Below are 20,604 nucleotides of genomic sequence, written 5' to 3' on the forward strand. Positions count from 1 at the left end.
TCACAGCTTCGCATGTGCCCTCATTGGCTCGGGTGCGTGCGCGCGCATCGGCTCCGCCTGCACAGACGAAACGTAAGGCGATGCCATTGTTCCCAGAAGCATTGCCGACGCATCATAATCCATGTTGGAAATGACGCGCTCACTCCCAAAGATTTGCCGAACGACGGCAGGCGCAACCGCATAGGCCTTCTCGCCTATCGCGGTTTCCGTTCCTGTGCACCGGCGCTGTTCGTTCTCCGAAACGCAGGTGGCGCGGCTTGTCGCAGTCCTGACGCTGGCCGCACCGCGAAGCCCGATGCGGCAGATTGGTGTCGGGCCGAAGTCGATGCCGATGGCAAGGCCGAGGCCCGCGATACCCGGCAAGGCCATCTTGCAAAGATCGAAGGAAGAACGAATACCACCTGCCGCGTTCACTGAGGCACGGACGGAATCCATCGCGTTGGTCTCGCGAGAATTTCCCTCTGCGAGAAGTCCGTGCACACAATCGCCGACGAAGCGCACTTTGCGCCCCCCAAAATCTTCCCGCAGCACAGCAGCCATCTCGGCGCGGAGCACATGCAGATTGGCAACGGCTTCAGCTACATTTCCGGTCTGGATGGCGTGATCCACATAGGCAGTGAAACCTTCGATGTCTGCGAATATCGAGGCCAGTGGCATGCGTATCGCGTTGCTGGGGGGATGCTCGGCAAACACGATGTCCTTGAGCGGCGGTTCCTTATGGTGAAAGCGGAAGGCTGCATCTGAAGCCTGCTCGGGATATTCGCGGCGCTTCATCTGAGCTTCAAAATCAATATAGGCTTTCGCCAGACGCGTGTCGGCATCGAATGTCTGACCTCGGGCACTGACGCCCTCTTGCAGAAATCCTGTTTCCACGGCCTTTGCCAGAGCGGTGAAAGAAGTTGGCGCGTTCTGGTCTCTCGCGTGCTGCACACGATTGCTGAGAAAGATGCCTTCTTCGTCTCCGTCAGCGAGCTTGGCCGCATGGTTTGCAGGGCTGCCGATGAAAAGGGGGTCGGGCTCGTCACGCTTGCCGCTATCGATTGCCACCGCCGGACCGCTGTCTATGCCGACCCGCACCGCCGTTTGAAACTCGGGGAAATCGTTGCCGAGGCGCTCGACCATCTGACGAAATGCCGCTGCAAACGAGATTGCCTTGCGAATGCGCTCCGGTTCGTTCTCTCGCCCTTCCGGGGTTAGCACGACAGCATGGAGACGTGAGCCGTGGAAATCGACGCGCTGGATTTCAAACTCGTCGATAAGGCTGTCGCAGGCACTGTAGTGTGTATGCAGGAATTCTAAAGCGCGCCGATGGCTCGCTTCGGTCTCAACGCCAGCGTCTTCAAGGACACCGTTGAAATCGATGAGGTTCGCATAGATATGCACACCGTGCGTTGTGATGGCGCGGTTGCGGGGTACACGAAGAATTGCGAGCTTATCTTCAGTGAGCCCGCCGCTCGCCTTCAGAACTCGCCTTTCACCCAGATACCGGGCAAAATCCTCGACGACAATTTCACCTTGCGGAACGGTCTCTTTGAACCGCTGGATGCGTAGTGCTGCACGTTCCTGATTCCAGGCCATTCTACCTCACTCTCCGCAGCATCACAGGCTGCGCTTTCATTGTTGACCGCAATCAGCCCTTTGGCGGATTGGGATCGTTGCCATGGCTGTCGCTGCTGGCGATGCGGCCATCCTTATTGTGGATGCGAAATTCGGTGCCCTGATTGCGGCTGATCTCGCGACCCCGATCAATAGCTTCCCGCTTGGTGTCCGCATGTACGCTCGCGCGTCCTGCTCCACCCCGTTTCACGTCCCATCCGCCGTTTGGATTCGGTACGACGTGGTGGGACTTTGGCCCTTTGCCCATGAGCTGTGCTCCGTAAAGCTCGCGAGGCACACTTTATACCTCTACTCCGAACATGCTTGCACAGTTGCCATTCGGCAGTCAAGCCTATAAAATACCTCTACACCGAACACGGCAAGGCGGGAGAAGCGGTTTTGGCAAATATCATTGGGGAAAAGATTCGTAAGTTGCGCAAAGAGAAGGGATTGACGCTGGACAAGCTCGCTGATTTAACGGGGTCAAGTAAAAGCTATATATGGGAGCTGGAAAACAAGAACCCTCCAAGGCCGTCTGCGGAAAAACTCGCAAAAATTGCCGAACAACTTGAAACAACAATCGAGTTTTTACTCGACGAAGGTGATGAACTGTCGCAGGAAGATGCGGCCGATGCGCGTTTTTATCGCCAATATCGAAAGATGGATTCCGCGACGAAGGCAAAAGTGCGTCAGATCATAAAGCTTTGGGATGAGGATACATGACCAAGAGCTGGTCGCCGCAACGCTGGGCAAACTCCATCACGACAATGCTCAATGCAGTGTACGGCGATGCACCGGAGCGCTTTCCGGTCAATATTCCACAGCTCGCCAAGGAATATTCAAAGCAGCGTTTCCCTGACGACCCGATCACGCTGGTGAAGGGTGCGTCCTTGCCGGGGTTCGATGGCGCGCTCTACCGCGCCCCATCGGCGAAGAAAGGTTGGGGGATCGTTTACAGCGATGCGATCAGGTCGCCAGGCCGGGTCAATTTCACGCTGGGACATGAGTTCGGTCACTACCTGCTTCACCGCCTTGCATATCCCGATGGGATGGAATGCGGCGACCAGGACATGGTGCGCTGGGACAGCGAATACGCACAGATCGAGCAACAGGCTAACGAATTTGCCGTCGGCCTGCTTATGCCTCTCGATGATTTCCGCAGACAAATCGACCCAAAAGCGAAACCCACCCTTGACGAGATCGGCGCTTGCGCTGCGAGATACGACGTTTCGCTGATAGCGGCGACGTTACGTTGGCTCCAATTCACCGAGCGCCGGTCCGTGCTCGTCGTTTCGCGAGACGGCTTTATTCTTTGGGCAAGATCGAGTGATCGCGCGCTCAAGACCGGTGCATATTTTAAGACGGTTGGCCGCCCACCGATTGCGGTGCCCTCTCTGTCCCTCGCCGCGCGCTCCGATCCTCTGAATAGCAAGGGCGCAATCGAGCATGGCGCAGACGTATGGTTGGCCGAGCCATGCGAGGAAATCGCCCTCGTCTCCGACCACTACGATTTCACGATCTCGCTGCTGCATCTTGGTCGAGCCGAAAAGCGAACGTGGATGGACGAAGACGAGGTTGAAGATTCCTTCGACCTGATGCGGCGCAAGTTGCGCATTGAGTAGGGGCGTGGGGCACGACAGCTTTGTCCCCAGATCAGGCCGGCAGTCCACCGTGAGAGCTGTAAGCGCTGTTCCGTGCCCACCTTGCGCGGTTGAAGCGTAGCGCCGAGTTTCCGCGCCCTGATTGGGCGGGAGTGCGCTGCTACTATGATAATCTCGGGTGATAATCCTGTGAGCAAGGGCGCGCAGCGGTTCGAGGTGTTTACGGGCGCGGGCAAGCGGCGGGATTGGCCGCCCGAAGTGAAGGCTTCGATTGTCGCTGAGTGCTATTCGGGCCGGGAGGGTGTGAGTGCCGTAGCGCGCCGGCATGGGCTCGATCCTTCGCAGGTTTACGCATGGCGGCGGGATTTGCGGAAGCGGCTTGAGGCCGAAGGTGTGACACTGCCTGCGACAGAGCCGGAAGCGGTCGCGTTCGTGCCTGCCGTAATGGAGGTGAGCACGGTGCCTGATCCTGCTCCTACGCGGCGTCCCCGCCGTCGACGTCGCACCGCAGCTGCAGCCGTCGAACTGGAGATCGACGGTGTAGCAGTGAAGATCGGCCGCGGTGCCGACGTCGGTGTGATTGCCGCGGTGATCGAAGCGCTCAAGGCGACGCGATGATCGGACCTGGGGCTGGCGCGCGCGTAATGGTCGCAACGCGTCCGGTGGATTTCCGCAAGGGGCCAGACGCGCTGGCGGCGCTCGTTGGCGCCGAGTACGGCGGCGATCCCTACTCGGGCGTGATCTACGTCTTTCGCGCCAAGCGCGCGGACCGGATCAAGCTGGTTTGGTGGGACGGGACCGGCCTGTGCCTGATGGCCAAGAAGCTCGAGACCGGCGGCTTCAAGTGGCCGGGCATCCGCGATGGCGTGATGCGTCTGACCGCCGCGCAACTCGGCGCGCTTCTGGAGGGCCTAGACTGGCGCCGCGTACATGGCGGACGCCGCCCCATGGCCCCGCAGATTGCCGGTTGACGGGGCCTTCGCCTACTGATTCACTGCCTTTCATGCTCATGGAAGCGGACCTTCCCGAAGACGTCGAAGCGCTCCGTGCGCTAGTCCTCGAACAGGCCCGCGAGCTTGATGCGCTCAAGGTTTTCAAGGCCGAGGTCGAGCGCCTGAGGATGATCATCGATGCCCTCCAGCGTCATCGCTTCGGTCGCCGCTCAGAACAGCTCGATCCCGATCAGCTCCAGCTTGCCCTCGAGGAAGTCGAGACGGCCTTGGCCGAGGCCGTACATGCCAGGGACAAGGCGAGCCGGGAGCCCGCCGTCCGCCCGCGCAAGACCAATCGCGGTTCGCTACCGGCGCATCTCGAGCGGATCGAGCAGGTCGTCGATGTGGAAGACAAGGCCTGCCCCTGCTGTGGCGGGGCGCTCCACCAGATCGGCGAAGACGTGGCCGAACGCCTCGATGTCGTGCCCACCACGTTCCGCGTGCTGGTGACGCGCCGCCCGCGCTACGGCTGCCGCTCGTGCGAGAGCGCGGTCGTGCAGGTTTCTGCGCCGGCGCGGATCGTCGAAGGCGGCATTCCCACCGAAGCACTGATCGCGCAGGTGCTGGTCGCCAAGTACGCCGACCACTTGCCACTTTACCGGCAAGCACAGATCTACGCCCGGCAGGGCATCGAGCTTGACCGATCCACGCTGGCCGACTGGGTCGGCAGGGCAGCCTGGTACTTGCGCCCGTTGCGCGATCATATCCTTGAACGGCTGCGACGATCCGAACGGCTGTTCGCCGACGAGACCACAGCGCCGGTGCTCGACCCCGGGCGCGGGCGGACCAAGACCGGGCAGCTATGGGCCTATGCGCGCGACGATCGTCCATGGGGCGGCGATGATCCGCCGATGGTTGCCTACGTCTATGCCACCGACCGCAAGGGCGAACGGGCGCAAGCGCATCTCGGCGATTTTGCGGGCATCCTGCAGGTCGACGGCTATGGCGGCTATGCCGCGCTCGCCAGGCGCCGCAACCAGATCAGCCTCGCGTTCTGCTGGGCACACGTACGCCGCAAGTTCTACGAGCTCGCCGATACATCGCCGGTCGCCACCGAGGTGCTTCGCCGCATCGCCTCGCTCTACGCCATCGAGAACGAGGTACGCGGCAACCCCGCCGAACGACGCCGTCAGGTCCGCGACGAACGCAGCCGCATCATCGTCGACGACCTGCACAACTACCTCGATGCCCGGAACCGTCAGGTCAGCGCCAAGAGCAAGCTCGGGGAAGCGATCCGCTACGCGCTCTCCCGCTGGGATGGTCTCTCACGCTTCCTCGATGACGGCCGCGTCGACCTCGACAGCAACACCGTCGAACGCTCTATCCGGCCCCTCGCGCTGAACCGGAATTATGCGAAGCGCAGGATTATGCGCAGGTGGGCACTGCCTGATGGGGCCAACCCGCGGTTTTCTGCCAGCTATGGCGCGGCCTGACTGATTTTCACTCCACATAATATCGTTCCTCTCCACCCGACCACCTGGAGAGGAGCGATTTTATGGTACCGGATCTTTTGCAGCCAGAGCCACGCCGCTGGCTATCGACCAGTGTCCTTGCAGCGATTGAAGGAGAGTATGTCTCCTATCTCCGTGCTGGCAGGTATCATTCCAACACCGTGCGCGTGTATTTGGCCTGCGTGGCGCATTTCGCGAAGTGGGTCACCGAGGAAGGTTTGGGACTCTTGCAGATCGATGAGACTGTCCAGCTGCAGTTTCTCGACACCCATCTGCCAACCTGCGCATGCCATCCGCCAGTTCGCAAATTGCGCCACGAGCTGCGGGTCGCCGTTCGACATTTGCTGCAAGTGCTGCGATCTCACGGTCAGATTTCCCTCGCGGAACAGAGAGATTGCGTCAGCACCGAGTTGGCGGCCTTCGATCGACACATGCGCGATGTCGGCGGTCTAGCGGATACGACACGGCGACAACGTGCCCAGATCGTCCGGCGATTGCTCATTGAGCGGTTTGGGGATGACGAGATTGATCCTGAGAAGCTCGCCCCGGCCCACGTGCGACGTTTTGTCTTGGGTGAAGGTCGTTGCTGGAGTGCCGGTGCCGTGCGCGTCGCCGGCGGAGCTGTCGGCTGCTATTTGAAGTTCCGTAAGATGTTGGGGGACGACGTGGGCAAGCTCCTGCAGGCCATCCCGCGCGCGGCCCATTGGCGCTTGGCGGCCTTACCCGATGTGTTGTCACCCGCTCAGATTGATGCGGTACTCGCGTCATTCGACGATCGGCTGCCGTCCCGGCGCCGCGCTTACGCGATGGTGAGGTGCATCACCGACCTTGGGCTCAGGTGCTCTGAAGTCGTCAAGCTGCGCATCGACGATATTGACTGGCGGAACGGGATCGTTCGCATAGCCAGAACCAAGACGCATTTCACCGACACCCTTCCATTGCCGACCGTCACCGGCAACGCGATCGCAGATTACCTGCGGCATGAACGACCCAAGTCCAACAACCGCGCGATCTTCGTCCGTCACGTCGCGCCGTATGACCTTCCCATCAAGGCAGGTGTCGCCAAGCGCGCGGTGACGGCCGCCTTCGCTCGATGTGGATGGCATCGAACCGATCCGCACGTGCTTCGCCACAGTATCGCAAGTCGGCTGCTCCGCGACGGTACGCCCATGAAGCACATCGCCGATATCCTGCGGCATCGAAGCCTCGATACGTCGAAGATCTACACCAAGATCGATATCAGCCGGCTATCTGCCGTCGCGATGCCCTGGCCAGGGAGGGCGTGATGACAACCACGATCATGGCAACACACGTCGAGGCTTTTCTGGTCGAACGTCAGGCCTTGGGGTTTCGGACGACGGGTCCAAGTGCGAGCCAGTTGCGCTCCTTCGCCCGATTTTTCGATGGCGCTGGCCACGCCGGTTCCCTGACGCCGGACCTCGTGATCGAGTGGGCCAAGGGACACGCTCAGACCGACGGGCCCCGCGCATGGGCGCGTCGCCTTGATGCTCTCCGCCCCTTTGCCACCTATCTGTCGCGCGTTGATCCAGCCACGGAGTTTCCGCCACCCCGGATATTCGGCAAATCCCAGCGCCGCGCCACCCCGCATATTTACACTGAGGAAGAGGTGACGGCGCTGCTTGCCGCAGCCCGGCACCTCGAACCCATGGGCGGTCTGCGCCCTGCCGCATACGAGACCTTATACGGCTTGATCGCCGCAACCGGCTTGCGGGTTTCCGAGGCGATCAAGTTGCGCTGCGCCGACGTAGACCTTGGCAGCCGGTGTTTGACGGTTCGGATGACGAAGTTTTGCAAGTCGCGGCATGTGCCGTTCCATTCGACCGTCGCCAGCGCTCTCACCGACTACCTTGCCGTGCGGGACCGATTCCTTTCACGCGCTGCAGACGAGCCGTTTTTCGTTTCGACGCCGGAACGATCGCTAAAATCACGTGCCGTGCATTGGACCTTTCAGAGACTGCGCAGCGCAGCCGGGATCGTTGCTCGCGGCGCATATCCCGAAGTCCGCATCCACGATTTCCGCCACACATTCATCTGTCGACGCATCCAGAGGTGGCAAGCCGATGGCGCCGATATCGATAATGCAATCGCTGCGCTCTCCACCTACGTCGGCCATGCCAAGATATCGGACACCTACTGGTATTTAACCGGCATCCCCGATCTGATGGCCGCCGCCGCTAACCGCTTCGAAGATTTCGCATGTGGGGAGATGGGCAATGGCTGAGTTGGTCCCTCCAACCCTCGCAACGCTCGTGCAGCGTTTCTTCGTGGATCATCTTCGGCAGCAACGCGCCGTCAGCGCCCAGACCATAGCGGCCTATCGAGACACCCTGCGCCTGCTGCTCACCTATGCTGCCGCCGCGCTGAACCGGACGCCCAGTGCCATCGCCTTGCCCGATCTCGACGCGCCAATGCTGCTCGCCTTCCTCGACCACCTGGAGAAGGATCGGGGCAACAGCGTGCGAAGCCGCAATGCACGCCTGGCTGCAATCAGGACGTTCCTGAAGTTCGCGGCGCATCACGATCTTGCATCGTTGGCCGTGATTGAACGAGCGCTGGCGATCCCGCTCAAGCGGTTCGATCGGCCAATGGTGGGTTTTCTGTCGCGTTCCGAGATCGGTGCGATCATCGAAGCCCCGGACAGGGTCAGTTGGGCCGGGCAGCGCGATCGGGCATTTTTCAGCATGATGTACAATACCGGTGCCCGCGTTTCCGAGATGACCGGCATCCGGTGTCGAGACGTTGTGCTTGAAGGCCAACCTGCCGTCCACCTGCGCGGCAAGGGGCGCAAGGAACGGAGTGTGCCACTCTGGCGAGCCACCGCGGCACTCATCAAGTCCTGGCGCCGACGGATCGGCGATCCCGCTGGCGATAGCATCCTTTTCCCAAGTCGCAGCGGTGGCCGAATGTCCCGTTCCAACGTCACACAGCGCCTGGACCTTGCGGTAGCCGCCGCGGGCCTCAAGCATCCAGGCATCCTTGAACGCCCTGTTACGCCTCATGTCGTGCGGCACACGACGGCAATGCACCTGCTTCAATCGGGCGTCGATATAACCGTCATTGCCCTGTGGCTGGGACACGAGGACACCGCAACGACGCACATGTACGTGGAGGCCGACCTCGCGATGAAGGAAAAGGCACTGATGAAGCTGCAGCCAAGCACCGCCGTGCCCGGCCGGTTTCACGCTTCCGACAACCTATTGAGCTTCCTTAAGTCCCTCTGATTATGTGGAGTTCATGGCGGCGGCCCCGACGCAATTTCGGGGTTTGCCGCCAGCACCTGCGCATAATCCGGCGCTTCGCATAATTCCGATTATGGAAAGCTATGCATAACCGCAAGAATGCCCTGTTCGCCGGTTCCGACGAAGGCGGCGACAACTGGGCGGTGATCGCCACGCTCATCGAAAACTGCAAGCTCTCCGGCATCAACCCGCACATCTGGCTGACCGATACACTGGCCAGGCTGGCCAACGGTCATCCTGCAAACGGCATCGCCGAACTCATGCCTTGGGCCGCCGTGGGCTGAGAACACCGCTTACTGAGAGCTTGATGAACGAACGGAAGGTTTCGTGAAGCCGATTTGAACGGCTGAACGACGGCTATTGCGGCGGTGTCGGACGATATCCATTTCGCATGGCGCTTTACTGGCCCCATAGCATGGCGTGACATTGGCCAAGTTTGGCTTAGCGTCAGATCGGAATAAAGCGTGCTTGCTCCCGATCGTATCTAAGATCAGTCACCGTCCCGTCGCTGATCCGGGCCACGAGTTCGTCAATCGCATTTAGCGGCACGAGAAACCATTCGCGGGGCTGGACGGTCTTGCCGAACCGGTCCCCAGCAGACAGATCAAGCCGCGCTGGAGAAAGAGCGCGGTGAATCAGTCCTTCAAGCTTGCTACGATTAATGTTGTAGAGCTTGTACTCGGCAACGACCTCGACATCGGCGAGTAGGAAGGTCGGGTCATTGCGGGCATTGGCGATCCGGCTTGCGACAGGTTGGCCTGTGACCCCGATCTTGTGGATCAGCTCGCGGTGCTGGTCCACGTAAGGGTGAGCTGACTTGCTCCGTAGGACGTAGATCGTGCCGCTGGCGAGATCATCCGGCTCGGCAGTATCGCCAAACAGAGGCCCAGCACTAAGCTCGGTGATGCGGCGCGCCGTGTCGTCCCGGTACAGCGCTTTCTGGAAGGATCGCGACAGGACTGTCGCCTCGGTTCCGTTGTCGTAGATGACGCGGACACGGCGGTCCTTGCGCTCGTACTGGGTAACGAAATCCTCGGTCGAGTCGGCGATGTAGGCAAGCTGTCCGCCGACGATGAAGAAGTTGCCGGGCTGGATCTCCGCCAGGGTGACCTCGGTCTGATCAAGCACCTTGGCCTGCCGGGCTCCCGCCTTAAGGTCCGCTTGGACCCGCTCGAACAGTCCCTTGAACTCCGCGAAATCCTTGCAAGGTTCACGGTTGGCTATCTCCTCGGCCGCCCGCTTCTCCGCGCGCGACGATACGTGGCGAAGTTGAGTAATGTCGTTGCCGGAACCGCTCGCGATGCCGAGTTCGGCGAGCAGGGCCTCGTCGTCGAGCGCCGCAGGTGCGGCTGCAAGTGTCGCTCCGTCTAGAATGCCGTCGGCATCAAGCGGCGCGAGCAGGTCACGCGCTTCCGGCATGCCGCGAAGTTGGTCGAGACGCACGGCATAGAGCCGCTCAAAGATGTCGCGGTCATCGCCATGCTGCGGCAACCGGCCATTCTCGGCAACGAAGCGCTGAACGTCCTCGAACCCCGCGACAATCCGCTCTTGCAGCGGCGTGAGCGCGCGCTGCACCTCGGGCGTCATGTCGACGCCAAGTTCCGCCAGCAGTTCGAGGTCGCTCAGTTCAGCCATCAGCGCCGGCCTTTGCGGCATGGCGCTGAAGGAAGGCAATGCCCTCGGCCATCTTGCGCTCCCAGGCGTCCTGCGAGGTCTGCGAGGGCAGCCGACCACGCTCACGCTTGAACTCCAGCGCGCGCTCCGCCAGCGCCCGGGCATCCTCGTATGTCAGCTTGTCCTTCTTGGCATTGATCACCGCCTGCACCTGGAGCAGCGTCTTCTCGTCCATGGCTTTGGCCATCACCGCTATGGTCGCGTCGAACGGATTGACATGATCGATCAAATCGATGTCGAGGTCAGTTACGCTGAGCGCGAACTTGCGGACGCCGTCGATGAAGGCGGTGTTCGCCTTGATCTCGCCGTCAACGACGTCTCCACCCATCATGGCCTTGGCCTGCTGCGTCACGTTCATCGCCGCGATCGCATGTTGGCGCACGGCCTCTTGGTCTTCGGCGCTCAGTTCGGGATACTTCTCGCGGATGATCTTGCCCATCTTAAGTTGGGTCAGTTCCTCGGGCACTACGTCAGGATCGAACATGCCGCGTTCTACCACCGACTTGTCCTGCACGAAGCTGGCGATCACCTCGTTGAGGTCCTCGCGGCAAATCCGCGTCGCCTCGATGCTGGTCGGCAGCTTCAGGCCCTTGATCTCGAAATGCATCTGGCCCTGGGCGTTGACGCCGATATTGGTCTTGCCGGGCTTGTAGCCGTCTTCGCCGTAGTCGAACCCTTCCTTCGGCCCGGCATCCTTCGGCGTGAACTCGAACCGGGGCGCGAGCACCTGCTCCATCAGCAGGCTGGCAGCAATTGCCTTGAGGTAGTCGTTGATCGCATCGACCACGAGCGGATCGTCTGCCGCTGGCTCGGCAATCAGGTTGGTGAAGCGCGCCCGCGTCTTGCCCGGAGCGTCGCGGGTTGCGCGGCCGATGATCTGGATGATTTCGGTCAGGCTGGAGCGATAGCCGACGGTCAGCGCATGCTCGCACCAGATCCAGTCAAACCCTTCCTTGGCCATGCCAAGCGCAATGATGATGTCGACGAAGTCCCGGTTGGCCCGGGCTTCAGGCGATTTGAGCGAAGCCACGACCTTGTCGCGCTTGGCCGCGTCGTCGTCGACCAGGTCGGCCACCTTGATCGTACCGCCAGAAGCGGTGCGCACCAGATGGAAGCCCGTATCTGGATCCACGCCATGCCAGTCGCCGAGGTGGTTCATGATGTCCTCGGCCTCGCGGTGCTTGTCCTTGAGGCTCTCGCGCGAATTGACCGATGGAATGTGGACGATGGTCTTCACTGTCGGGTCGAGAAGCGCTGAGATCTTGTCCGTGTAGCGGCCGATGTAAAAGCTGTAGCCGATGTCGAGCACCTTCAGATGCTCATAGCCGTTGAGCTGCTCGTAATATGTGTAGGTGACGGTCTCGAATTTCGCCTCATCTTCCGGCGCCAACACGGGGATGGCATCGCCCCGGAAGTAGCTGCCGGTCATGGCGACGATGTGGACCTTGTCGCGCCCGATCAGCTGGGCAAGCTGGGCGCCAAGCCGGTTGCCAGCATCCGCCGAGACATGATGAAATTCGTCGATGGCAATGACAGTATCGTCGAAGGCCTCCACACCAAACTCGTCAAATGCGAAGCGGAACGTGGCGTGGGTGCAGACCAGCACCCGATCATCCCCGGCGAGAAACTCGCCGACGGCCTTGACCTTGGACTTGGCCACCTTGGGATCGTCAGCGCCGGGCGTGTTGCACAGGTTCCACTGGGGGGCGACCACCCAGTCGGCCCAAAAGCCATGTTTGCTGAGCGGTTCGCTTGCAAAGCTCGCACCGATCGAGCGCTCCGGCACGCAGACGATCGCCTTCTTCACGCCCTGGTTTGTCAGCTTGTCGAGCGCGATGAACATGAGAGCGCGGGACTTGCCAGAGGCTGGCGGCGACTTGATCAGCAGGTACTGCTCGCCCCGCTTGTCATAGGCGCGGGCCTGCATCGGCCGCATGCCGAGTTCGTTCGCCTTAGCCGTCGCACCGGTGCCGGCGGGGCGGAAGGTGACCGTGGGAATGATATCGCCGTTTGCCATGCAGTTTAGGCCGCCTTCTTGCCGGTCATCTTGGTATAGAGCTCGAAAAGCTTCTCGAGCCGTTCGGTGTCGTTACGGAACTTCCGTCCAATGTAGATCCGCTCCAGCACTTCGTCATTACGCTCATGTGCATGACGAAGGTTGTCGGGCATCTTCGCGGGATCGTAGAGTTCGGCAATCGTCTTCGGGAAATGGGCCTCGCGCGCGAGAAGGATGTCCTCCGCGCAGCGGGTAAGGTCGGCCTTGCCTTGTTCAGTCAACGTGGTCGGTATCGGGAAAGTGTTCCATCCCATGGTATTGGAGTAGCGGTAACGCGTTTCCAACTTTCCGCAGACGGCGCCGACCCAAACGAGGTGCAGCCGGGAGGCTATAACTGAAAGGTTCCAGAGAGGCGCGTCGTAGATGGCGAGAGCCAGGTTAGATACCCGCACGTCTGGCGGCATCAACCCACACGGCAAATATTCACGACGTTCGGACGAGACGCTTGGCACCACGATGGTGTGCTTGTTACCGATAATCGTCCGCTCGAACTTGTAGGGAGTGTCTAAACCGGCGCGCCCGCGTTCGCTACCGTTCAGCCGATACTCCCGGATCTTTGAAAGCCGTTCCGCGATCGGAGGAATTGAGAAAGCCAGTTCGGCCTGTTCGTCCGAAATCCAGAGGCAGTACCGCTGCAGGCCGTTAATGAATTCGGCCGAGCCCACGATCGGCCGAACCAGAGGCTTTGACTGCGGGTATTCATTCAGCAGCGCGTGCATCTCGTCTGTCGAGAGCAAGAGGTTGCCCTGATCTCGCGGAATATTCCCGCCGAACATCACGCCAACCTCTGAAATCGGCTCGGATGCCCTTGCCACGATGACGGTGTCGCCAGGCGACAGGTAGGGGTTGATGTTGGCAACCTCCTTTCGTGCCGCGTCGGAATAGATGAATTTCCGCCGTTCCTGGGCATCGGCGACGCCAACAATAATGCAGGTGACCTGCGCATTGCGGGCGGCGTTGTTGCCCCACATGAAGTTCTCGTGCGCAAAAAAGATGGCCTGTCCGTTGCCGAAAATCTTAGGCCAGATCAGCGGCACTTGAACCCCTTGGCAGATGGAGTTGGTGGATACGAAGGCAAAGCGTCCTCCGTGACTGATGTAGTCTGACGCCTTCCAAAACCAGCCTGCTATATAGTCGACCGCGCGGACCTCCTGCTTTCCGGACTTAAAGGTCCGGAGATCGTCCTTCTGCTCCTTCGTCTGGTATTTGTCCCCAATATATGGGGGATTGCCGCAGATGTAGGTCTCGCCGCCTTCATTCTCGAAGTCGATCTCAGACTGATCCAACGGTGTGCCAAACAGGTCATCGGCCTGCATACGGACCCCGGACCCTGCCGGCGGGCAAAGTGCCAGCCAATCAAGTCGCAGCGCGTTCCCGTTCGTGATCCAGTTCTGGCTGTCGAGAGGAAGAAAATCGGCCAGCGCCTCCTTCTGCCCTCGATAAATCACGTCGCACTGGAACTCGGCGATAATCAGGGCTAGGCGCGCGATCTCGGCCGGAAAATCACGGAGTTCGATACCCCTGAAGTTGGTCAAGGGGATGGCCGACTTCCGGTTGGCGTCGCCTCGCCGCATGTTGATCTCGGCCTCGATCTCCCGCATCTGCTTGTAGGCAATGACAAGGAAATTTCCCGATCCGCATGCCGGGTCAAAAACGCGGATGCGCGCCATGCGGTTGCGCAGATTGAGCAGCTTACGGCCATTGTCGCCCGCGTCTTTGAGCGCTGCCCGCAGGTCGTCGAGGAACAGCGGGTTCAGCACCTTCAGTATGTTGGGCACGCTGGTGTAATGCATGCCTAGCGCGCCGCGCTCCTCGTCGTCGGCGACCGCCTGGATCATGCTGCCGAAAATGTCGGGATTGATCTTCTTCCAGTTCAGGTTGCCGATCTGGATCAGGTAAGCCCTCGCGATCCGGCTGAAGCGCGGCACATCCGTGTTGCCTGAGAACAGCTGGCCATTGACGTAGGGGAATACGTCCGCCCAGCGCGGCGTACCGGCTGCCTTGCGATAGCGCTCGTCTAGCTTACCTTCGTGCCGCGTGGGGGTGTCCATCGCCTGGAAGATCTGGCTGATGACGTCATGCGTGTTGCTCGAATCCCGCGCGCTCATCTGCTCGACAGTCCGGGTGAACAGGCCCTCACCGTTGAAGATGTCGGTATCCTCGGCGAAGAAGCAGAAGATCAGCCGGGCCATGAAGTGGTTCATGTCGGCCCGGCGCTCGGCCGTCGCCCACTCCGGGTTGTCCTTCAGCAGCTCGACGTAAAGCTTGTTCAGCCGGCTCGTCGCCCGAATGTCGAACGTACTCTCGCGGATCTGTTTGACCGTGGTTATGCCGGCAAGGGGCAGGAACAGGCCAAAGTGGTTAGGGAAGTCGGCAAAGGTACAGGCGACCGTTTCGCCGGTATTGAGGTCTTCCGCCTGGAAATCCTCTCCATCGGTGGCAAGAATAAACTTGGCCTTGGCCGCGGCGGTCTTCGGACTTTCGCGCAGCGCCTTGAGCGCCTGGTCGACGGCCCCGACGTCGCAGGTGGCGATATGGATGTTGCTACGCTGAAGCACGCCGCTCGGCAGATCGGACGCGTTTGAGGCCCCGCTACGCAGCTTCTTGAGTGTTGTGGCTTTATTTCCAAATGCTTCAAGGAACGCAAACGGGAACTCAGCCCGGTCAAAGGGAAGCTCCGCTAACTCCGAAATTGCCTGTTCGATCTCAACTGCATTCATGCGCCATCACTAGAACGTGAACGGGGGTGAGAACAAGCCGAGACCGCCTACGGTTTACTTCTCAACGGCTGGGACATTAAGAGCTCTTCTCCATTAGAAATTGCCTCACCCGCTCCTGCGTTTTGCGCCTCGGCCGGCGCCCTTCGCGAAGATCCTGAACAAACCGGGGGTCCCCAACGGCCAGCCTACCAAACATGCTGGCCTTCGTACCGCTTCGCGCCAAATAGCCCTCAATCTGGTCCAGGAGCTCCATCGCCTTCGACTCGCTTTCCACTTGTGTTCTGGTTATGTTCTTATTAGGAAGGCTTCCTAGAGTCTAGGATCGAATTTCCTAGACGGATGCGATAGGACCCGCAGCGATGGAAGATGCACGCAAAGCCCTGGATGATCTGATCCAGCAACGAGGATGCAACTACTCCTCGATTTCCCGCCTTCTCGGACGCAACGCGGCGTACATCCAGCAATACATCCGCCGCGGCAGTCCCCGGCAGTTGGACGAGCAGGACCGCTCCGTGCTCGCCCGCTTCTTCGGAGTAGACGAGAAGATCCTTGGCGCGCCCGAACGGCGATCCGGTCCGGTCGTCGAACTGGTCCATGTTCCGGTTCTCGATGTGGAAGCCTCGGCAGGGCACGGCGCTTTGGCAGAGATGGAATCCAAATGCGCCCAGTTCGGGTTCGATGAGAAGTGGCTGCGCCGTCTGACCGCAAGCAAGGCGACGAGCCTTTCGATCATCGCCGTGCACGGGGATTCGATGGAGCCAACGCTGCATGACGGCGATGAAGTCATGGTCGATCTCAATGATGGACAGTCACGACTGCGCGACGGGATCTATGTGCTGCGCATGGACGACATGCTCAGTGTCAAGCGGGTCGCTATCGAACCGCAAGGCAAACGGGTCTCGGTGCTCAGCGACAATCCGGCCTATCCCAGCTGGCGCGGCCTGGAGAAGCGGACGATCAATATTGTCGGCCGCGTGCTTTGGTTCGGCCGCGCGCTTCGCTAGGTAGCTCGCCAATGCTTGCCCTCCTCGCTGCCTCGATCGTCGCTGCCGGCCAGACCTTTACCTGCACACCCACGCATGTCTGGGATGGCGACGAGCCCATATGGTGCGCCGAAGGCCCCCACGTCCGCATCGCCGGGATTGCAGCGCGCGAAATGGACGGAACATGCCGAACCAACCAGCCCTGCCCCGACGCGTCGGCAATCGAAGCGCGTGACGCGCTCGTCGATCTTCTTGGCGGCCCTCGCGGGACCATTTCGACAGGGCATGTCGTGGTTCGTGGACCGAGATTGACGTGCCGGTCGGAAGGTTCGGCAGGCGGCAACCGGACGGCTGCCTGGTGCCGACTGCCAAGCGGGGCTGATCTCTCCTGCTCCATGATCCAGACACGCACTGTGCTGCGCTGGGATCGCTATTGGAAAGGTCCTGCATGCCGCTAGGCCCGGAGCTCTATCTGACAGGCCGTCTTGCCGAAGGCCCCTTCGGACTTGAACTCCATTCGGGTGGCGGCGTGTGGGAACTCGACACCGGGCGTGGAACACGCCGGTTGCTCGGATGCGAAGTGGAAGTCTGCGGACGCCGCGCAGGGTTCAACGAGCTCATCTGCGATCAGATCTGGCCAGCAGGACAACCCCGCCCTCCTCGCTCCAAATTCAATATTGAACTTCTCTTGGCGGGCAGTGTCGTGGGCTACGGTTTGATCACGTTCTTCCTCGGCCTTGTTGGACATCTCGGCTGATGCTGAGCGATTGGGAACTCTGGGCATGTGCCAACCAGGTCCTGAAGACCCATGGCGATGATGCACCGCTTCATGTCGCCGAACAGATCGGCGCGCTCGCGCTGGCACAGGACGAGGCGGGTATCGCCACTTGGAAAGCCATCGCCAAACGCGTTGCAGAGCTGATGGGGAAGGATCGCGCGACGCGCCTGCAATAAGCCAGTATTACCTCAGCCACATCTCAATGCTGGTCAGCCCATCGGCGACAGATCGCCTGGAAAGAGAGTGGGCTGAGAGCTCCTGCTGGCATTCACCTCGCCTTCGATCTCCAAACCCTGCATCCGCTCGACCAGATGGCGCGCGAGATCGACACGAGCATTGCGCTGGGTTCGCGGGTCGTCAGCGCCGAGCCCGACAAGCGTTGCTTCGGACGCAACCGCAAGCGCGACTTCGATATGCGTGAACAGGATTTCATCGGCGATTCGGGACATGGTCGCCATGAGAACAAAAACAGAACTAACAGTCAACCGGTGCCATATGAACCCATGCGGATAGACGCTGCGTCAGATCCCGATTTCGAAGGGTTTGGTGATTGAACGATCGAGTTCGGGCGGCTCGCGGCGGGGTTCCGGCGCCTTGTCCCTCGCTTTGCCCTTCGCCTGGCCCATTGCTGCCGCATCGCGCAGTTGATCGACCGTTTCGAGTGCCGAGCGTTTCATGCCCGGATTACGGTCAACCGAAGCTTCGAGCTTGCCCGCATTGTCGACAAACAGGGTCAGACCATCGCGCAAACGGGTTATCGTCACGAGGAATGTCTGCTGGTTGGCAAGATTGCGTTCGCGGCTATCCATGACGGCAATCCCGCGGTCGGAGGTCAGACCCTGCGCCATGTGCGCATTGAGCGCGTAGGCGAGATCAAGACGCTCGAGCATGGGGTCGCTTAGCCCCAGCCGATGTTCGGCGCCAAGCGAGGTTTTCACCGTCACACCCTTCGCATCAACCGCCACGATGCGCGCCTGATCGGCGTTGAGCAGGCCGCGCTTGTGATCGGTCGCCGTCCAGCGAATGCGGTCACCATCGTGGATTTCGAGCGGGCGAACCTCAAACAGACGGAGCGGATCCTGCTCACCTTGCGGTCGCGTTTGGCCCGGCCGGAATTCAAAGCGCTTGCCCCGCTCGCTCTGCAGCATCACGCGTTCGCGGGAGGGATCGGTCGCGATCACGTCATAGCGGCCCTTTTGCAGCCCCTGCCCCCTTTGCCGGCGGTCGACTTCGAGCACCATGCCGGCCGCATAGCTGCGCGCATAGCGCATTTCCTCACCCGTCTGATTGACGCGCGACAGCACAGTGAGACCCAAGGAACCCGGTCCCAATTCGCCATTGGCCTTGAGCCCGGTCTGGACCGCTTCGTTGACCTGTCCGCGCAAGTTGCGACCCGATGCATAGATCGCGGTGACCTCGCGCTCGGCCGGCGATAGCGAGAGCCAGGCGGCCGCAGCGTCGACGGCCGCTGTATTGCCCGAAGCGACGACATGCGGACCAAGATGCCGCAAGGCCTCATCGATATGTCCGCCCTGGGCTGCATATTGGGCATCGCGCAAGGCTCTTTCGCGGGCGCGCAGATTGGTGCTCATGATCGCGGTTTCGACGCCTGCCTTCTGCATCACATCGAATGGTTTGCCCGCATCGACCGCCCCCAATTGCTTCCTGTCCCCAATGCCGGCGAAGCGGTCCAGCTGAAGCAGGTTGGCGAGACGCACGAGTTTTTCCTTGTCCGCATTGCCGACCATCGAGGCTTCGTCGAGCAGTACTGTGGTGCCGCGCAAGGCCGCGCGCGCTTCGGCCAGCCTCGCTTGGTCCGCTCCTTCCAGAAGGCCCTGATGTTGGCGTAAAAAGCGCGCAACCGTCATCGAGGGTATGCCGGTGTCACGCTCGAGCATCTGCACGAGCGTGTTCTGGACTGCGAGCCCGAGCACGGACTTGCCTTCCTCGCGCAAGATGTCTGCAACGGGTTTGAGAACGGTACTCTTGCCTGCGCCAGCTACCCCTTGAATCGCGACAATCCGGTTGTGCGAGGCGAGAAGCAGGCGCCCTGCCCCTTCCTGGCCGTGGTTCAAGGTCAGGCCATAATTGAGCTGGGAGAGTGCCTGAAGGCGCTGTCCAGCTACATCAGCTTCGACCACGGCTGTGCCATGTCCCCGTCCGCTTTCGACGGCCGCAATGATGCGCTGTTCGAGCCCGATCGCATCGCGGGTTGTGACAAGATTCCGATCGCGGCCCCTGCCTTTTTGCAGGTGGCCCTGGCGCAGCAATTGGTCGACGCGGTGTTCGATGTCGGTGAGCGTGGTGGGCAAGGCAAAGCCAAGCGCTGAGCGATAAATCTCGGTCCGCGAGAAGGCTGCCTCGCGTTCGCCCAAGTGCCGGATCGCCGATGCAACCGCGTGAACGGCCGCGATCTGCTCGGGCGTCCGGCGCCCCATGTCGCGAGGCACAAGCGGGTCGCCCTCACGTAGCCCCAGACGCTCCGCGAAGGTCGCGGCCAGAAGGCGCGCCCGCTGGCCGATCGATCGCACCGAATTTCCAATTCCGGAGACGGAGCCAATGTCGGTGGCGGCCCGTGCATTGGCCTGCGCAATGACAAGTCTCGGATCAAAGTCCAGCTGCGCGGCTGCCTCACGCCATTGGCTCACGAGAGCCTGGCGGTCTGCCACTGGCCCCTTATCCGCGCGGGTCATCAATGTGGCTGCATCCAATGCGGCAGGACCTTTTGCCTCCATGGTCGAGTATGCCTCGAGAATCTCGGCGCGGCGCGAACTGAAGGCATCACGCACGGGTTTAGGAACGCCCACCGCTTCGAAATTGCCATGCTTGCCGTATTCCCCAACCTGGTAGCCGAGCTTTTCGACCGCCAGGCGGAAGCGCGCCATGGTCATGGCATTGAGCAGCGTGTTGTGCTTCCAGAGCTTGTCGTTTCTCAGCGCTCGCCATTTGCCATCGGGTCCCTGCGTGACATTGGCAATCACGGCGTGAAAGTGAGCGTTGGGCTCCTGATTGCGGTTCGTATCGTGCTGGAAAAGCCCGATCACGAGATTCCGTGTCGCGACCACTCGCTCCTTGCCTCGGACCTCCATGCGGGTTTCGGCGAGATTCTTCTCGGCCCAGGCCAGCGTCTCGCGGACGGAAGCGCCATAGGCATCGAGGATACGCCTGTCGCCGCCGACGAGGGCAAGGATGGACCAGCTCTTGGGCATCGAGAATGTGAGATCGGTGCCGGCGCGATGGGCCCTGTTATCACTCCCGACACGGCTTCCATTGGGCAGCATGCCCTTGAGCACGGCCTCGAACTGCGAGGCTTCGATAACGCCTCGCAGTCCAAGCGCCTCCGCGCCTTTGCCAAGCCACCCACCAGATCTCTCGGCATCAGCGCGGGTATAGTAATTGTCGGCGGCAAAGTAGTTGGCAGCGCCGCCAGCGGTGCGGACGTTGGCTACAGAGAGCATCAGGTCTCACTCCGCCAGGCGGCGTCTGCCTCGTG

General features: G+C 61.0%; 18 protein-coding genes and 2 pseudogenes. 13 read left to right on the forward strand and 7 right to left on the reverse strand.

Features of this window, described 5'->3' with window-relative positions:
- Window positions 1–1,578, reverse strand: a complete 1,578-nt coding sequence (locus tag LOZ74_RS09365) for an adenylate/guanylate cyclase domain-containing protein (protein ID WP_230290996.1) — start codon at window positions 1,576–1,578, stop codon at window positions 1–3.
- Between the two features lie 52 nt (window positions 1,579–1,630).
- Complete coding sequence (locus tag LOZ74_RS09370; RefSeq protein WP_038575574.1) at window positions 1,631–1,864, reverse strand: DUF2188 domain-containing protein; 234 nt, start codon at window positions 1,862–1,864, stop codon at window positions 1,631–1,633.
- Between the two features lie 131 nt (window positions 1,865–1,995).
- Here LOZ74_RS09370 and LOZ74_RS09375 point away from each other — a divergent pair, with 131 nt between their 5' ends.
- From LOZ74_RS09375 to LOZ74_RS09415, 9 genes and pseudogenes are all read left to right on the forward strand, one after another.
- Complete coding sequence (locus LOZ74_RS09375; RefSeq protein WP_230290997.1) at window positions 1,996–2,319, forward strand: helix-turn-helix domain-containing protein; 324 nt, start codon at window positions 1,996–1,998, stop codon at window positions 2,317–2,319.
- Window positions 2,316–3,218 (forward strand): ImmA/IrrE family metallo-endopeptidase, encoded by a 903-nt coding sequence (locus LOZ74_RS09380; RefSeq protein ID WP_230290998.1) that lies wholly within the window; start codon window positions 2,316–2,318, stop codon window positions 3,216–3,218. The genes LOZ74_RS09375 and LOZ74_RS09380 overlap by 4 nt, the downstream gene beginning before the upstream one ends.
- Window positions 3,219–3,386: 168 nt before the next feature.
- Window positions 3,387–3,815: a transposase gene (locus LOZ74_RS09385; RefSeq protein ID WP_230290999.1), complete on the forward strand. Its 429-nt coding sequence runs from the start codon at window positions 3,387–3,389 to the stop codon at window positions 3,813–3,815.
- On the forward strand, window positions 3,812–4,168 hold the full coding sequence (tnpB, locus tag LOZ74_RS09390) for an IS66 family insertion sequence element accessory protein TnpB (RefSeq protein WP_230291000.1): 357 nt from the start codon (window positions 3,812–3,814) through the stop codon (window positions 4,166–4,168). The genes LOZ74_RS09385 and tnpB overlap by 4 nt, the downstream gene beginning before the upstream one ends.
- 32 nt (window positions 4,169–4,200) lie before the next feature.
- A pseudogene (locus LOZ74_RS09395) lies at window positions 4,201–5,544 on the forward strand (IS66 family transposase); the annotation flags it as partial.
- Window positions 5,545–5,684: 140 nt separating this feature from the next.
- On the forward strand, window positions 5,685–6,926 hold the full coding sequence (locus LOZ74_RS09400) for a tyrosine-type recombinase/integrase (protein ID WP_222888009.1): 1,242 nt from the start codon (window positions 5,685–5,687) through the stop codon (window positions 6,924–6,926).
- A complete protein-coding gene (locus LOZ74_RS09405) occupies window positions 6,926–7,882 on the forward strand; it encodes a tyrosine-type recombinase/integrase (protein ID WP_222888007.1) in 957 nt (318 codons plus the stop codon). Before LOZ74_RS09400 ends, LOZ74_RS09405 begins: the two co-directional genes overlap by 1 nt.
- Window positions 7,875–8,882 (forward strand): site-specific integrase, encoded by a 1,008-nt coding sequence (locus LOZ74_RS09410; protein WP_222888005.1) that lies wholly within the window; start codon window positions 7,875–7,877, stop codon window positions 8,880–8,882. Before LOZ74_RS09405 ends, LOZ74_RS09410 begins: the two co-directional genes overlap by 8 nt.
- Before the next feature lie 107 nt (window positions 8,883–8,989).
- Window positions 8,990–9,184 (forward strand): annotated as a pseudogene (locus tag LOZ74_RS09415) (transposase domain-containing protein); the annotation flags it as partial.
- Window positions 9,185–9,347: 163 nt separating this feature from the next.
- Here the strand turns inward: LOZ74_RS09415 and LOZ74_RS09420 are convergent.
- Genes LOZ74_RS09420 through LOZ74_RS09430 form a run of 3 tightly spaced genes read right to left on the reverse strand, consistent with a single transcriptional unit; the run spans window position 9,348 to window position 15,350 of the window.
- Entirely contained in the window at window positions 9,348–10,535 is a 1,188-nt protein-coding gene (locus LOZ74_RS09420) for a GIY-YIG nuclease family protein (protein ID WP_230291001.1), read from the reverse strand.
- Window positions 10,528–12,591, reverse strand: coding sequence for a DEAD/DEAH box helicase (locus LOZ74_RS09425; protein ID WP_230291002.1), 2,064 nt, complete (start codon window positions 12,589–12,591; stop codon window positions 10,528–10,530). The genes LOZ74_RS09420 and LOZ74_RS09425 overlap by 8 nt, the downstream gene beginning before the upstream one ends.
- Window positions 12,592–12,596: 5 nt before the next feature.
- Window positions 12,597–15,350: a DNA methyltransferase gene (locus LOZ74_RS09430; protein ID WP_230291003.1), complete on the reverse strand. Its 2,754-nt coding sequence runs from the start codon at window positions 15,348–15,350 to the stop codon at window positions 12,597–12,599.
- 359 nt (window positions 15,351–15,709) lie between these two features.
- On the opposite strand from LOZ74_RS09430, the gene LOZ74_RS09435 reads away from it, so the two are divergent.
- The 4 genes from LOZ74_RS09435 to LOZ74_RS09450 are packed head-to-tail and all read left to right on the forward strand — an operon-like array spanning window position 15,710 to window position 17,287.
- Window positions 15,710–16,354 (forward strand): S24 family peptidase, encoded by a 645-nt coding sequence (locus tag LOZ74_RS09435; RefSeq protein ID WP_007011047.1) that lies wholly within the window; start codon window positions 15,710–15,712, stop codon window positions 16,352–16,354.
- 11 nt (window positions 16,355–16,365) lie between these two features.
- The gene (locus LOZ74_RS09440) at window positions 16,366–16,791 is read left to right on the forward strand and encodes a thermonuclease family protein (RefSeq protein WP_230291004.1); all 426 of its coding nucleotides are present in this window, start codon (window positions 16,366–16,368) and stop codon (window positions 16,789–16,791) included.
- Window positions 16,782–17,090 carry a DUF5818 domain-containing protein gene (locus LOZ74_RS09445; protein WP_230291005.1) on the forward strand — a complete coding sequence of 103 codons (309 nt, stop codon included), beginning with the start codon at window positions 16,782–16,784 and terminating at the stop codon, window positions 17,088–17,090. Before LOZ74_RS09440 ends, LOZ74_RS09445 begins: the two co-directional genes overlap by 10 nt.
- Window positions 17,090–17,287 carry a hypothetical protein gene (locus tag LOZ74_RS09450; protein ID WP_013832750.1) on the forward strand — a complete coding sequence of 66 codons (198 nt, stop codon included), beginning with the start codon at window positions 17,090–17,092 and terminating at the stop codon, window positions 17,285–17,287. Before LOZ74_RS09445 ends, LOZ74_RS09450 begins: the two co-directional genes overlap by 1 nt.
- A gap of 33 nt (window positions 17,288–17,320) precedes the next feature.
- Here LOZ74_RS09450 and LOZ74_RS09455 read toward each other — a convergent pair whose 3' ends face one another.
- The gene (locus LOZ74_RS09455; protein ID WP_230291006.1) at window positions 17,321–17,569 is read right to left on the reverse strand and encodes a hypothetical protein; all 249 of its coding nucleotides are present in this window, start codon (window positions 17,567–17,569) and stop codon (window positions 17,321–17,323) included.
- A gap of 63 nt (window positions 17,570–17,632) precedes the next feature.
- The gene (gene mobF / locus LOZ74_RS09460; protein ID WP_230291007.1) at window positions 17,633–20,569 is read right to left on the reverse strand and encodes a MobF family relaxase; all 2,937 of its coding nucleotides are present in this window, start codon (window positions 20,567–20,569) and stop codon (window positions 17,633–17,635) included.
- Between the last annotated feature and the right edge of the window lie 35 nt (window positions 20,570–20,604).

The sequence above is a fragment of the Croceicoccus sp. Ery5 genome, assembly GCF_020985325.1.
GTDB lineage: Bacteria > Pseudomonadota > Alphaproteobacteria > Sphingomonadales > Sphingomonadaceae > Croceicoccus.

Coding starts and splice junctions, on each gene's coding strand:
- LOZ74_RS09365 (WP_230290996.1), bottom strand. CDS start 1,578: ATGGCCTGGAATCAGGAACGTGCAGCACTACGCATCCAGCGGTTCAAA.
- LOZ74_RS09370 (WP_038575574.1), bottom strand. CDS start 1,864: ATGGGCAAAGGGCCAAAGTCCCACCACGTCGTACCGAATCCAAACGGC.
- LOZ74_RS09380 (WP_230290998.1), top strand. CDS start 2,316: ATGACCAAGAGCTGGTCGCCGCAACGCTGGGCAAACTCCATCACGACA.
- tnpB (WP_230291000.1), top strand. CDS start 3,812: ATGATCGGACCTGGGGCTGGCGCGCGCGTAATGGTCGCAACGCGTCCG.
- LOZ74_RS09400 (WP_222888009.1), top strand. CDS start 5,685: ATGGTACCGGATCTTTTGCAGCCAGAGCCACGCCGCTGGCTATCGACC.
- LOZ74_RS09405 (WP_222888007.1), top strand. CDS start 6,926: ATGACAACCACGATCATGGCAACACACGTCGAGGCTTTTCTGGTCGAA.
- LOZ74_RS09410 (WP_222888005.1), top strand. CDS start 7,875: ATGGCTGAGTTGGTCCCTCCAACCCTCGCAACGCTCGTGCAGCGTTTC.
- LOZ74_RS09420 (WP_230291001.1), bottom strand. CDS start 10,535: ATGGCTGAACTGAGCGACCTCGAACTGCTGGCGGAACTTGGCGTCGAC.
- LOZ74_RS09425 (WP_230291002.1), bottom strand. CDS start 12,591: ATGGCAAACGGCGATATCATTCCCACGGTCACCTTCCGCCCCGCCGGC.
- LOZ74_RS09430 (WP_230291003.1), bottom strand. CDS start 15,350: ATGAATGCAGTTGAGATCGAACAGGCAATTTCGGAGTTAGCGGAGCTT.
- LOZ74_RS09435 (WP_007011047.1), top strand. CDS start 15,710: ATGGAAGATGCACGCAAAGCCCTGGATGATCTGATCCAGCAACGAGGA.
- LOZ74_RS09440 (WP_230291004.1), top strand. CDS start 16,366: ATGCTTGCCCTCCTCGCTGCCTCGATCGTCGCTGCCGGCCAGACCTTT.
- LOZ74_RS09445 (WP_230291005.1), top strand. CDS start 16,782: ATGCCGCTAGGCCCGGAGCTCTATCTGACAGGCCGTCTTGCCGAAGGC.
- LOZ74_RS09450 (WP_013832750.1), top strand. CDS start 17,090: ATGCTGAGCGATTGGGAACTCTGGGCATGTGCCAACCAGGTCCTGAAG.
- LOZ74_RS09455 (WP_230291006.1), bottom strand. CDS start 17,569: ATGGCGACCATGTCCCGAATCGCCGATGAAATCCTGTTCACGCATATC.
- mobF (WP_230291007.1), bottom strand. CDS start 20,569: ATGCTCTCTGTAGCCAACGTCCGCACCGCTGGCGGCGCTGCCAACTAC.